This is a genomic window from Catenovulum maritimum (assembly GCF_001050375.1).
GTDB lineage: Bacteria > Pseudomonadota > Gammaproteobacteria > Enterobacterales > Alteromonadaceae > Catenovulum > Catenovulum maritimum.
The window spans coordinates 43,039-55,573 of record NZ_KQ130484.1; the positions used below are offsets into that span (position 1 = coordinate 43,039).

At 38.0% G+C, this 12,535-nt stretch carries 12 protein-coding genes; 2 read left to right on the forward strand and 10 right to left on the reverse strand.

Annotated elements, in window-relative coordinates; genetic code table 11:
• Positions 1-370 precede the first annotated feature (370 nt).
• From panC to XM47_RS04410, 7 genes are all read right to left on the reverse strand, one after another.
• Complete coding sequence (gene panC, locus XM47_RS04380) at positions 371-1,228, reverse strand: pantoate--beta-alanine ligase (protein ID WP_048690203.1); 858 nt, start codon at positions 1,226-1,228, stop codon at positions 371-373.
• Between the two features lie 19 nt (positions 1,229-1,247).
• Complete coding sequence (gene folK, locus XM47_RS04385) at positions 1,248-1,730, reverse strand: 2-amino-4-hydroxy-6-hydroxymethyldihydropteridine diphosphokinase (RefSeq protein ID WP_048690205.1); 483 nt, start codon at positions 1,728-1,730, stop codon at positions 1,248-1,250.
• Positions 1,727-3,028 carry a polynucleotide adenylyltransferase PcnB gene (gene pcnB, locus XM47_RS04390; RefSeq protein ID WP_048690521.1) on the reverse strand — a complete coding sequence of 434 codons (1,302 nt, stop codon included), beginning with the start codon at positions 3,026-3,028 and terminating at the stop codon, positions 1,727-1,729. Before pcnB ends, folK begins: the two co-directional genes overlap by 4 nt.
• Positions 3,029-3,213: 185 nt before the next feature.
• The gene (gluQRS, locus tag XM47_RS04395; RefSeq protein ID WP_048690206.1) at positions 3,214-4,080 is read right to left on the reverse strand and encodes a tRNA glutamyl-Q(34) synthetase GluQRS; all 867 of its coding nucleotides are present in this window, start codon (positions 4,078-4,080) and stop codon (positions 3,214-3,216) included.
• A gap of 45 nt (positions 4,081-4,125) precedes the next feature.
• Entirely contained in the window at positions 4,126-4,578 is a 453-nt protein-coding gene (dksA, locus tag XM47_RS04400) for an RNA polymerase-binding protein DksA (RefSeq protein ID WP_048690208.1), read from the reverse strand.
• A 718-nt stretch (positions 4,579-5,296) separates the two neighbouring features.
• Positions 5,297-6,580, reverse strand: a complete 1,284-nt coding sequence (locus XM47_RS04405) for a HAMP domain-containing sensor histidine kinase (RefSeq protein ID WP_048690210.1) — start codon at positions 6,578-6,580, stop codon at positions 5,297-5,299.
• Positions 6,577-7,281 carry a response regulator transcription factor gene (locus tag XM47_RS04410; protein WP_048690211.1) on the reverse strand — a complete coding sequence of 235 codons (705 nt, stop codon included), beginning with the start codon at positions 7,279-7,281 and terminating at the stop codon, positions 6,577-6,579. Before XM47_RS04410 ends, XM47_RS04405 begins: the two co-directional genes overlap by 4 nt.
• Positions 7,282-7,650: 369 nt before the next feature.
• On the opposite strand from XM47_RS04410, the gene galU reads away from it, so the two are divergent.
• Positions 7,651-8,487, forward strand: a complete 837-nt coding sequence (galU, locus tag XM47_RS04415; RefSeq protein WP_048690212.1) for a UTP--glucose-1-phosphate uridylyltransferase GalU — start codon at positions 7,651-7,653, stop codon at positions 8,485-8,487.
• A gap of 83 nt (positions 8,488-8,570) precedes the next feature.
• Here the strand turns inward: galU and XM47_RS04420 are convergent, their stop codons facing one another.
• Both XM47_RS04420 and XM47_RS04425 read right to left on the reverse strand, forming a co-directional pair.
• A complete protein-coding gene (locus XM47_RS04420; protein ID WP_048690214.1) occupies positions 8,571-10,274 on the reverse strand; it encodes a fused response regulator/phosphatase in 1,704 nt (567 codons plus the stop codon).
• A gap of 24 nt (positions 10,275-10,298) precedes the next feature.
• Positions 10,299-10,604, reverse strand: coding sequence for an STAS domain-containing protein (locus XM47_RS04425; RefSeq protein WP_048690216.1), 306 nt, complete (start codon positions 10,602-10,604; stop codon positions 10,299-10,301).
• Positions 10,605-11,053: 449 nt separating this feature from the next.
• On the opposite strand from XM47_RS04425, the gene XM47_RS04430 reads away from it, so the two are divergent.
• Positions 11,054-11,857 (forward strand): response regulator, encoded by an 804-nt coding sequence (locus XM47_RS04430; RefSeq protein WP_048690218.1) that lies wholly within the window; start codon positions 11,054-11,056, stop codon positions 11,855-11,857.
• Between the two features lie 67 nt (positions 11,858-11,924).
• On the opposite strand, the gene XM47_RS04435 is transcribed toward XM47_RS04430, so the two are convergent.
• A complete protein-coding gene (locus XM47_RS04435) occupies positions 11,925-12,533 on the reverse strand; it encodes a mechanosensitive ion channel domain-containing protein (RefSeq protein ID WP_048690220.1) in 609 nt (202 codons plus the stop codon).
• Between the last annotated feature and the right edge of the window lie 2 nt (positions 12,534-12,535).

Sequence of the window (12,535 nt, forward strand, 5' to 3'; positions counted from 1 at the left end):
AGAGGAGAAATATATTTCATTAAAAGGTTTGTTTGATAAGTTTAGGTTATTGCACCTGCTTTTCCAGTTTAGTTGGTTGCTGAGGTCGCTTTTTGTGGGCGGCCTAAATCAATTCTTTTGAGCTAGGGCTGCTATTTACAGTTGCGCTTAAAAAATTTTGGCCTCTAAGCCCTAAAAGCGAAGGCAATGATATGTCCAAGCGGTATTCGAATTTATTTTTGGGTGAATTAAGACAAGGTGTAAGCTAAGCAGGGGAGTAAACCGCCCCCTTTTCTGCTTTGTTAATTAACGTTATTAATTAACAAAGCGGCTTTCGGAGCAAAAAAATATAAACCAAATAGACGTTAACTATTTGAAAATTAATCTGTTATTAAGGTTTTTTAGTAAACAAAACTTGGTTATCGATTAGCCTTGTTTTACCTAAATATGCTGCCAGTAGCAGTACCACAGACTCGGAATCTTCGGTTGCTGGCTGTAAGGACTTAGCGTCTGCAAATTCAACATAATCAACAACTAAGCCAGCTGTTTCTATTTTTTGTTGGATCTGTGCTTTGAGAGCTGCGAAGTTTAAATTGCCTTGGTCAACTTCAGCTTTGGCTAAAGTTAAGCTTTGATATAGCACAGTAGCTTGCTGTTTCTGAACTTCGGTTAAATAACCATTTCGACTACTTTTAGCTAACCCGCTACTTTCTCTTTTGGTTGGCACGCCAATAATTTCAATGGGTAGAGATAAATCTTCAACCATGGTTTTAATCAAACTGAGTTGTTGGAAGTCTTTTTCTCCAAAACAAGCTACATCAGGCTGAACTAGATTGAATAATTTGTTTACTATTGTTGTGACACCTCTAAAGTGAACTGGACGAGATTGACCACAATATAGAGCTGAAACATTCGGCACTTCAACAAAGGTTTGCACAGCTAAACCTTTTGGGTACATGATTTCTGGCGTTGGCGTAAATAATAAATTGACCCCTAGTTCTGCTAACGCTTGGCTATCTTCTTCTAATGTTCTTGGATAACTATCCAAATCTTCGTTGGCACCAAATTGCATAGGGTTAACGAAAATACTCGCTATGACGACATCCGCTTTAGTTTTTGCAACCTTAACTAACTCTAAGTGACCAGTATGTAAATTACCCATGGTAGGTACAAAGGCGATTGATTTACCTGCCTGTTTAAAGGTTTTAACTTGAGATCTTAATGTTTCAACTGTTTGGACTGTTTGCATCGTTAGCTCTTAACTTGTTTTAAACTAATTTATGAAGGCCATTGAGTGGGACTATTTTCAGTAATTGTTCGATATGTGTGCCACAAGGGAGTGTTAATTCAGGTTGTATTTCTGCGAGTGGATACAGCACAAACTCTCGAACCTTCATACCATAATGAGGGATGGTCAGGCGATCTGATTCAAGTTCTAAATCACCAAAAAGTAGGATATCTAAATCTAACGTTCTAGGCCCCCATCTTTCAGCTTTACGAACTCTACCTTGCTCTTGCTCTATTTTTTGTAGTGCGTCTAATAATTCAATCTCAGTACCGGACCAAGTAAACTCTGCCACTGCGTTTACATAGTCAGGCTGATCTTGCGGACCCATAGGGCTGCTAGAGTAAAACGAGGAAGCTCGAAATTGCGCTAGTTGAGTTAGGCCCTTTAATGCCCTGATCGCATCGTTCAATTGCTGTTTAGGCTGCTGTTGGTTACTGCCTAGACCTATGTAACACTTTCTCATGACTTTTCTGAGTTATTCGGTTTTCTTCTTGGTGCCGCTCTTCTTCTTTTTCGTTGTGGCCTGCGACTGCCTCTTTCTGGTTTATTTAGCTCATTTAGCATTTTGCTTTGTTGCGGCTCTTCAACTTGATAAAACTGAGTCCACCAGTGGGCTATATCAATTAACTTACCAGCTTCTATTTCCGATCTTAATAATAAGAAATCGTAAGCAGCTCTGAACTTTGGATGCTCTAATAATTTAGAACAGCGCTTGCCAGCTCGTTTTTCTAATCTAGGTTGTAGATACCAGATGTCACGAATTGTGCTGGTAAAGCGTTTCGGAATCACGACATTAAACTGACCACTGTCTAGTACGTGGCCAATGGCAATCACAAAGGCATCATGTGGATTCAATTCTGTTTCGGATAATACTTTTGCTTGTTGTTCTTCAACTTGATGCCATAACAGGGCAGCGAATAGAAAAGCAGGTGTTACCCGCTTGTCTTGCGCAATTCTTTCATCTGTATTAGTTAAAGCTAAATTAATTAATTGATTCGTGATTGAGTTTTCGTCGTTGATGGCAACTAAGTTTGGAAAAATTTGCTGAAATAAGTTGTATTCTTTCAGCATTTTGTAGGTTTCTAAGCCCTGTCCAGACATAAGCATTTTTAAACATTCTTCAAACAGTCTCGCTTTTGGAATGTTTTGCAGTAATGGCGCTAATTGGTGAATTGGATCTGCTGTGCGAGGCGTAATTTGCATACCTAGTTTAACGGCAAACCTAACCGCCCGTAGCATCCGCACAGGGTCTTCTCTATATCGAGTTTCTGGATCGCCAATTAAGTCAATCTCACGATTCTGAATCGCTTTAACACCGCCCCAGTAATCTCTTACGCTAAAGTCTGCAATATTGTAGTAAAGTGAGTTACATGAAAAGTCACGACGCTCAGCGTCTTCTTCTATACTGCCGTAGACATTATCTCTAAGCAATTGACCATGTTCAGATTGCTTGGCTTGTTCAGGTTCCTCTGTGTGATGTCCCCTGAAGGTTGCAACTTCAATAATTTCTCGGCCAAACATGATATGAGCTAAACGAAATCGTCTACCGATTAAGCGACAGTTACTAAATTCTTTTTTGATTTGTTCTGGTGTTGCGTTAGTTGCTATATCAAAGTCTTTTGGTTTTAAACCGAGCAGAATATCTCGAACACCACCGCCCACTAAATAAGCTTCGTATCCGCAATCTTTTAAGCGGTATAAAACTTTAAGCGCACTTTTGCTGATATCTTTTCTAGAAATCGGATGCTCAGAGCGAGTGATTATTTGTAATTGGCTAGCTGATGTGTCTGATTTTTTAGGTTTCAATACCTTTTTGCACAGCTTTACGACTTGATTAATGATAACTAAACCTATTGAGGTAAAAATTTTGGCGCAATGATATAACAGACTCGATAAAATGAAAATTTTTGCAGTGAAAAATGCTTATATTTTCTGCAAAAAAGTGATTATTGGCTGAAAATTGATGATTTTGGAATTTGTTGGGGTCGCCAATTGTCGATTGCCCAAGTTAAAATTGTTTCTTTGGATTCAAGGTTTAACTCTAGAGGCGGCTTTTGACCTAAAATATTGAGCACTTGAGTTATTTGCTGAGCTATGTCGTGTTCGCTGACACTCGGAGCGCCATTTTGCTTACTTAGCTTTCGGCCGTCTTGTGCTAAAACTAAAGGTAAATGTGCATACTGCACCGTTGCTTGATTTAAGCTGTTATAGAGCGCTATTTGCCATACACTGGTTTCGAGTAAATCCTGGCCTCTGACAACATGGCTCACTTTTTGGAATATATCGTCTAATACCACCGCTAACTGGTAGGCGTAAAGTCCATCACGCCGGAATAGTACGAAATCATCAAAAGCTTGCTTACTGTCTACTTTTACTTGGCCGTGGATTAAGTCGCTAAAGTGTTCAATATTTTTGGGGTTATTATATCGAATAGCGTTGCCTTGGCTCGATAAGTTGAGCTGTTTGCAAGTTGCAGCATGTACGCCACCGTTTGCTTTAATTTGTTGTCGAGTACAATTACAACAATATGCTTTGTCCTGCCTCAACCAATCGTTTAGCTGCTGCTGATAGGCTTCTAACCGAGTACTTTGATAAAGGATTTCACCATCCCAATTTAAGCCAAAACTATTGAGCTGTTGTTGGATGATTTTATCTGCGTCTTTTATTTGCCTTGGAGGGTCTATATCTTCAATTCTTAACAACCATAACCCTTGGTTGGATTTAGCATCTAAATAGCTTGCGATTGCAGCGACAAGTGAGCCAAGGTGGAGTGGACCTGATGGGGAAGGGGCAAAACGGCCTATATACGTCATGTGAATAAAAAAGCCGCTAAATTGTATTTAAGCGGCTTTGTTTAATTAGTAACCCGCGTTTTGTTTTTCTTTGATTTCTGCAAGCGTTTTACAATCGATACATAAATCGGCTGTTGGTCTTGCTTCTAAACGTCGAATACCAATATCCACACCACATTCATCACAGAAGCCGAAATCATCGCTTTCGATTAATTGTAAAGTTTTTTCAATTTTCTTGATTAACTTACGTTCACGGTCGCGAGTTCTTAACTCTAGACTAAACTCTTCTTCTTGTGATGCTCTATCAACAGGATCAGGGAAGTTTGCTGCTTCGTCCTGCATATGATGCATTGTTTTGTCTACTTCAGCTCTAAGTTGACTGCGCCATGTTGATAGTATCTTCTTAAAATGCTCTTGTTGATCGGCATTCATGTATTCCTCACCAGGCTTCTCTTGGTAAGGTTGTAAACCGGCCTGAGCTATTATGCCTGTTGCTTTTCTTTCTGTGCCAGCGGCCATGTCAGTTCTCCTAATTCTTTGCCAGTAATCTACTAGGCGCGTATCTATACCAGAAAGCGTAATTAGACGCAATCTTAAAGTAAATCAATTCACTATAGTGTGTTATTTTGGGCAATGCAAAGTTAACTAATAATATGAATTGCTCAATAAAGCCAATATATGGGCATTATTTTAGAATTTAAATGGGGGAGAAAAGAAAAAACGCCTAAAAAGGCGTTTTTTGACGGTTAGCTGCGTATTCCACTATGTAGCGTCCTGCTATATTCCTTGGAAACAATCTTCTGATTGATACTAGCTTCATGCTATGTCCTATCCATTACTTATCTCCTTGATAAGCTGAGCTCCTGCCCTTCCTTATATTTGCGTCCTTTCGAGTTAAATATTAGTCGACTGCAGAAAACTTAAAAGCGAATTATTTAAAACAATAAAGGCATAGTTTTTTTATGCTTTGTTATTTTTTATTTAAAAACAATGTATTAGATTCTGTTTTTGGCTATAACTTAAATGAGTCCAGGTCATATTCTATATTCAGGAAGGGAAATGTCTTACATCTAAGATCGCTTATGCGGAAGGTTGTAAATAAACTGACTACTTTATACTGACGCGCTTTGGCTTAGATTTAGGCGAGGTTATAAGTTAGATTTCAAGCTTAAACGTTTCGAAAGGAGGCTATCATGCGTTATGCCGAATATTAAGACATAACCTAACGGTGTATTGTCTAGCGTTTTAACGGTAAATATATTTCTATTATTAGCCCTTGCTCAGGATGATTGCTTGCTATTATTTTTCCTGCTAATTTCTCTGTTGCTTTAGCTGCTATTGTCATGCCTAAGCCAAAGCCTGTTGCTTTGCTCTCACCACGAGTAAAAGGTCTAAATAAGTTTGTTAGTACCTCAGGTTGTAATCCAGGACCAAAATCTCGGACTGCGACTTTTATCTGGTTATCGATTTCAATCGCACTAATTTCGATATCACTATCAGTATGCTTTAACGAATTATTGAGTAAGTTATTAAATATTCGGTAAAAAAGTCTTTGGCTCACAGGGAAGGTTTTGTTTAAACCCGTGTATCTAATTTCTCGACTAGGGTAATCGTAATGAGCTGCATCAATCGTTTCTAAAATAATATTATCGAGATCAACTAAGTCTTCTTGCCCGTTCATCGTTGCATTGTCTAGTTTGGCTAAATCTAATATTTCGTTGATTAATGCAGTTAAAATTTGAATATCTTTATCTATTTGTTGATGAGATCGGGTGGGCAAATTATTTTCTTCAGCTATTTGTGACGCCATTTCGTTAGCGACTTGCATTCTCGCGATGGGGGCTTTTAATTCATGGCTGACATCTGCTAGGAGTTGCTGCTTGTCATCTATTAAAGCATTAATTCTTTCCGCCATTAAGTTTATGCTATTTGCTAAGCCTCCTATTTCGTCTTGCCTACGAGTTAGTTTTTCATTTACTCGTGTGTGAAGTTCGCCATCCGAAAGCAGTGTCACATGCTTTTTCAATCGGCGAATAGGATTTGCCATTAAGGTCGTAATAACCGCACTAAAGACACTAACGAAGAAAAGACTAAAAAGAACATGTACCTTGCCATAGCGTTGCCAAAGTTGCTCTAAGGCATCACCTCTGGTTAGCGACACATAGTTAACTTTATATTTGAAGTGGTTTTCTGACTCAACAATAAAAGAGCGTGTTGATTGGTCGTTGGCATGCATTAAGTGGCCAAAAATACGGAAACCATTTTGTAAATCTATGATTTCAGCGAGTTCATCAAAAGGTTTTAGCCAAGGAGGAAAGTGAGGTTGTAGGCTATTTTCATACCTGTGCAGTACTTTTTGGACTTGCCTCTCTATTTTACGTTCGACTGTTGTGTTTTGTTGCGCTCTTTCCGCGTTTAAGCCAATGATGAGTGAAGCGCTTAATAAGATAAGCGCTTGAGATAACCAAATAATGGCAAATATTTTCCAGAATAAACTGTAAAACCTAAATTTTTTAATCATGCTGCGATAAATTGGTACCCTTGACCGCGAACCGTTTTAATTATGTCTTGGGTTAAGCCTGCTTGCTTGAGCTTTTGTCTAACTCGACTGACATGTACATCAATACTTCTATCATATGCGGTTAATTTACGGTGCAGAATGCGTTCGGTGAGGTCTGCTTTGCTGATTAATTGCCCCGAGTGTTTCATTAATTCAGATAAAACAGAAAGTTCAATGCCTGTTAATTCTATCTTTTGCTCCATGTAAGTACATTCTAGTGTACCTAGATCTAACGCAATTCCATGAAATGAAAGATTTTGTTGCGCTTTTTTTACCTGTTGCGGGATAGCGTTATAGCGGCGTGAAACGGCTTGCACACGTGCAAGTAGCTCTCTTGGATTACACGGTTTTGAAATATAATCGTCTGCACCTAACTCTAATCCGAGGATGCGATCTATCTCTTCACCTCGACCGGTTAGCATGATAACAGGAACATCTGTGTGGCTTCTTATAGAGGGCAATAACTGCAGCCCGGATAATCCTGGCATCATTACGTCTAAAACCATAAGGTCAGGAAGTTTTCCTTGTTTTAGGGCCGTTAAAACTGGCGCGCCTAAATTAAATATTTCGCAGGCTAATCCATTGTGGCAAAGATATTCAGATAGCAGACTTGTTAATTCAGTGTCATCGTCGATTAACCAAACGGATAAAGCTTTTTCCATAATATGACAAACCTCTTGAGTGCGTATTATATTTATGACGGCAGTATTGCTTTTATGAACCGAATTATATTTTTTGCTAAAACGATATCGCTATTAAATATACTGGACCACAAAGCGTTAATTTACCAGAGTATGGCAACATCACTAGCGAAAATTAAGGTTTACAACGTAAAGATAAGTAAAGGATTGAGGTGCCTTATAACTAATTTGTTGATCAAAATGAGACTTTAATACCTATTTTTATAAAAAAAATCAGGGTAAAACGCTTTGCCTACTTGAGTTTATTCTCTGAGCATTGCATTATCGAACATATGTTATGTGCTGTTTAAGCCAACAAGAGAATTTAAATTTACTGATAGGGAAACCCAAATGGTTCAAAAATGTTTATTTCCAGCCGCAGGTTACGGAACTCGTTTTTTGCCGGCTACTAAGGCACAAGCGAAAGAGATGCTACCAATTGTTAACAAGCCTTTGATTCAATATGGTGTTGAAGAGGCAATAGAAGCAGGCATGCAATATGTTGGCTTTGTTGTGGGTAGAACCAAGCGCGCAATTGCAGATCATTTTGATATTTCTTATGAACTAGAAAATGAAATCTCAGGCACTAGTAAAGAAAAATACCTAACGTCAATTCGTCATGTTCAAAATAATGGTATTTTCTCTTTTACCCGCCAACCTGAAATGAAAGGTTTAGGCCATGCAATTTTGTGTGGAGAGACTTTAATAGGTAAAGAAGCGTTTGGTGTTATCTTAGCGGACGATTTGTGCTTGCCTGATGAAGTGGGTGGTGAAGGGGTTATGGCTCAAATGGCTAAAATCCATGAAGAAACGGGTTGTACAGTTGTTGCTTTAATGGAAGTTCCAAAAGAAACAATTTCTAAATATGGTGTAATTGCGGGCGATGACATTGGTGATGGTCGTTATCAAGTCACAGACATGGTAGAAAAACCTGCTGTTGAAGATGCACCTTCTAACTTAGCTATTATTGGTCGTTATATTTTGACGCCTGATGTTTTCGATATTATTCGTGATACGCCTCCAGGTAAAAATGGTGAGATTCAATTAACTGATGCACTTTTAGCTCAAGCTAAGCAAGGTAAAGTGATTGGTTATAAATTCAAGGGCAAGCGCTTTGACTGTGGTAGTGTGAAAGGCTTTGTCGACGCAACAAACTATGTTTACGAAAACGTATACTCAGACGATTAATGTCTAATTAGTTATGTTATTTATGAAAAGGCTGCATGATAAACGCAGCCTTTTTTATTGGTTTAAAATTAGCTCAAGCTAACTTATTCAATTTCTGCAGTTTCGGCATCTGGTATCTCGTCTAGCGCTTTGGATTGGGCTACTGAATAGTGCACAATAATCGTTCGCCCTTGGTCTTGATACTCCAATTTTTCGCCTAGCTCTAAAATTAATTTTAAACCTCTACCATGTTGTTCTGTTCTATTTTGAATATCAGCGATTTCACTCGTATCAAAACCTTCGCCACTATCCGTTACTGAAAGTTTAATTGACTCAATACCTGGCGCGTAAGAAATATTTAAGGTTAGTGAGCCTTCTGTTAGCTGCTCTAACTTTTCTTGGCGCTGCATGTAATACTCAAAAAAGCCATCTTCGGCATCTTTGATAGCTGAATCTAGTTTTAATAGTCCATGGTCAACTGAGTTGTTGTACATTTCGGCCAAAAGTAAAAACAGGGTTGAACGATGTTTTTCCATGCCTTCGAATGCCGAGACCATGTCTAAAATATTAGCGACTGGATCTGTATTTCTAATATCATCCGGTGATAAATCTAAACTAATATGCCAAGGAAGTGGTGGAATTGAATTCTCAGAAACGGCTTCTGGTTTAGGAGAGGCGAGGCAATTAATTTGTACCAGAGAAATATCATCAGCTTGCTCAGTAGCCCCTCTAAAGTCATCTAAGCAAGAAATAACATCGACTAACTCAGCTTTAGGTTGTTCATTATAAAAGCCTTCTAGCCTTTCTTGGCCAAACATTTCACCTGCTTTATTTTCTGACTCAGTTACACCGTCGGTGTATAAAATCAGACTATCTGTATCTTGTACTTCGCAATTGATACTGGCGTGTTCAAACTCATCGTTGTCTAAAATACCAAGCGCCATGTGTTGGGCTTGTATTCGCTGTTTTATCCCGCTGTTTCTATTCACAACTAGAATATCCGGCATGCCACCGCACCAAATTGAGACTGCTTTACCGCTATTTGATAGCTCTATTATGGCTGCCGCACAAAACATATCGTCGGGTAATAAATTGATAAGTTGGTTATTTATTTCTCTAGCAATATCACCAACAGACATACCCCTGTTGGTTAAATTAAAGAAAGTTTGAGCTGTTGGTAAAGCCCCTACTGCAGCCGCTAAGCCATGGCCAGTAAAATCACCGAGTAAAATATAGGAACTGCCTAGCTGGCTTCTATTTGCCAGTAGCATATCACCATTAAACATGGACGCAGGGGATAAGTGGTGGCTTAGAATATCTTTGATATAGCGATTGTTATTGAGGGCATTAGAAAATATGTGCTCAACAATCTTATGCTCTCGGTCCATCAAGTTTTGATGGTATTTGAGTTCATTTCTCTGTTCTAATATTCGAATCGAAAGTTCACGGTTTCTGCCATGCGCTTTAATTTTGGCGGAAAGTATAACTTTATCAAAGGGTTTTGCTAGGAAATCATCGCCGCCGACTTCTAGGCAGCGCAGCATGGATTTTTGGTCGTCTAATGAGGTAATGAAAATGATTGGAAGATGGACATCTCCAGACATTTTCTTTAGCTCTGGTGCAGTTTCAAAGCCATCCATTTCAGGCATGATTACATCAAGCAAAACCACATCAGGCTTTACTTGATTAAAAGTTTCAATTGCGACCCTGCCATTTTCAGCTAAAGAAACTTGATAGCCTTCCACTTCAAGCATGTACTGCAACATAGTGCGGTTTAACGCTTGGTCATCAACAACCAAAATATGCATAAGTTAATATCCTAACGCACTATATCAATCAATTTCGAATTTTTTATCGAAGCGAGAAATCTGTAAGATTTTTTTAATTTGAGGACGGCAATTTGAGATTGCAATCGAACTTACTTTTGACCCTAGATTTTTCTGCATATTTAGGAGCATACCTAGAGCTGATGAATCCATGTATTCTGTATCACGAAGATCAATTACAACTTTAGGGTTTTCTGCACCAATATCCGCATAAGCAGAGCGAAACTCTTGTACTAGATTAAAATCAAATTTACCTTGAATTTGGATCGTAAAGGTTTTGTTATCGGGTGATAGGGTTTTACTTAGACTCATAAATACCTGCCTGTATTAAGGGGAATACTTTTCACAATGAGTTTAGCAGCTGTCAAACTGATGTGTAATCGTAATTAAAAAAAACTGTTAAATAAACAATAGTTAAGCTTTACTAAAACTCAAATTTTTATATTAAATTTTCACGGTTAATTATCAAGTTAAATTATTAATATTTGATAATTAATAAGATAATTTAAGGTTAGATCGTCAAGTTTTAGACAAAAAAGTAGTGGAACTTGCCTTTCTGAAAAGGTATAAGAAGGGAAGTTAGCCTGATTTAAGACGCAATTATCACGTTAGAGTCGCAGCTTTTTCATTATTTGATGAGCTTGAGACGAGTTAAGTCAATACATCTAATTAATCTCAATAGGGTGTGTAGCAGAATTCAGGCAGTTATTTTTATATCGGTCATTTACTATATTTAAACCGACCTAGAGGTTAAGGTTCGTATGCAACATCTATCACCAGCAGATTTATCTATATTGTTAGTTGAACCATCTGCAATGCAGCGTAAAGTTATTACTAAACATTTATTAAAAGAAGATATCAGCAATATAGAAGAAGCAAATGACATTGCTTCAGCAAGAGCATCAATTTTAAATCATGTACCTGACTTGGTGATTTCGTCACTTCATTTTCCTGATGGTACTGGATTAGAGCTTTTACATCATATTCGTCATTCGGAGCCTTATTCGGATGTCCCTTTTATGTTGATTTCCAGTGAATATAGAAAAGAGCAATTAGAAGAGTTTAAGCAAGCAGGTGTAGTGGCTATTTTACCTAAGCCTTTTAATTCTGAACATTTGGGCACTGCAATTAACTCTACGCTTGATTTGTTGACCACAGATGAACTAGAGCTAGAACTTTTTGATATTCATGATATTCGTGTGCTGGTTGTCGATGATAGTCGGCTGGCAAGAAATCATATAAAGAGAGTGCTAACTAATCTGGGCGTTCAGCGCATGACAGAGGCGGTTAATGGTGCCGAAGCCAAACGAATTTTAGAAGATGAAATGTTTGATTTGATTGTGACGGATTACAACATGCCAGAACTCGATGGCAAGCAGTTGACTGAATTTGTCAGAAACCAAAGTCAGCAATCACATATTCCAATTTTAATGGTCAGCTCAGAAGCTAATGAAAGTCATTTAGCTAATATTGAGCAGGCAGGGGTTAATGCGATCTGTGATAAGCCTTTTGAGCCGCATACAGTAAAAGAGTTATTGTTCCATATATTAAACCACGAACATTAATTTTAAACTCATTCATGTCTTAATTTGGGAAGCATACCTTGCTTCCCAACGCACTTTTATCATCTAGCTACCGGATATTCCTTTTCATTCTTATCGGCTTAGCTTTAACAAATAAATCCGTGGTTTTGCCAACAGTCATAATATGACTTTTAGGGTTCACGATAATTGGTTGTGTTACCAATAAATTATTAGGGTAAATCAGTAGTTCTCTTTGTTCGGTAATTAACGTCGTGTTAATTAAATTAATATCTGAAATATAGCCTTCGACAAAATTGTCTAAATTGACGATTCGGATGAAATTGCCACGTCTAAAGCTTTTGCTAAACAGTAAGATAAAAAACGCGGTCACATTACTCAATATTGACCAGCTTGCAAATAGTGCTACACCTAATAATGCGATTGCGCTCGAGCCAACAATCAGTAGGCTGTTAAAATCGACCCCCCAAATAAATAGCAAAATTGCAATAAAGAATATCCTTATGATGAGTAAAGCTGAAAAGCTAGCCTGGTTAAATGATCTTTCCTTTAAACGACTGTTTTGCATAATATCGCCTAACTTAGGCACAGCTTTATGGACTAAAAAAAGATAAATTAATAATGCCAATACTGTCAGTGTTGTTTGAAGCGTGTTGCCTTCAAACATATGTGAAAATCTTTCTAATTGCTGCATAAGCATAG

Coding starts and splice junctions, on each gene's coding strand:
- panC (WP_048690203.1), bottom strand. CDS start 1,228: ATGCAAACAGTCCAAACAGTTGAAACATTAAGATCTCAAGTTAAAACC.
- folK (WP_048690205.1), bottom strand. CDS start 1,730: ATGAGAAAGTGTTACATAGGTCTAGGCAGTAACCAACAGCAGCCTAAA.
- gluQRS (WP_048690206.1), bottom strand. CDS start 4,080: ATGACGTATATAGGCCGTTTTGCCCCTTCCCCATCAGGTCCACTCCAC.
- dksA (WP_048690208.1), bottom strand. CDS start 4,578: ATGGCCGCTGGCACAGAAAGAAAAGCAACAGGCATAATAGCTCAGGCC.
- XM47_RS04405 (WP_048690210.1), bottom strand. CDS start 6,580: ATGATTAAAAAATTTAGGTTTTACAGTTTATTCTGGAAAATATTTGCC.
- XM47_RS04410 (WP_048690211.1), bottom strand. CDS start 7,281: ATGGAAAAAGCTTTATCCGTTTGGTTAATCGACGATGACACTGAATTA.
- galU (WP_048690212.1), top strand. CDS start 7,651: ATGGTTCAAAAATGTTTATTTCCAGCCGCAGGTTACGGAACTCGTTTT.
- XM47_RS04420 (WP_048690214.1), bottom strand. CDS start 10,274: ATGCATATTTTGGTTGTTGATGACCAAGCGTTAAACCGCACTATGTTG.
- XM47_RS04425 (WP_048690216.1), bottom strand. CDS start 10,604: ATGAGTCTAAGTAAAACCCTATCACCCGATAACAAAACCTTTACGATC.
- XM47_RS04430 (WP_048690218.1), top strand. CDS start 11,054: ATGCAACATCTATCACCAGCAGATTTATCTATATTGTTAGTTGAACCA.
- XM47_RS04435 (WP_048690220.1), bottom strand. CDS start 12,533: ATGCTTATGCAGCAATTAGAAAGATTTTCACATATGTTTGAAGGCAAC.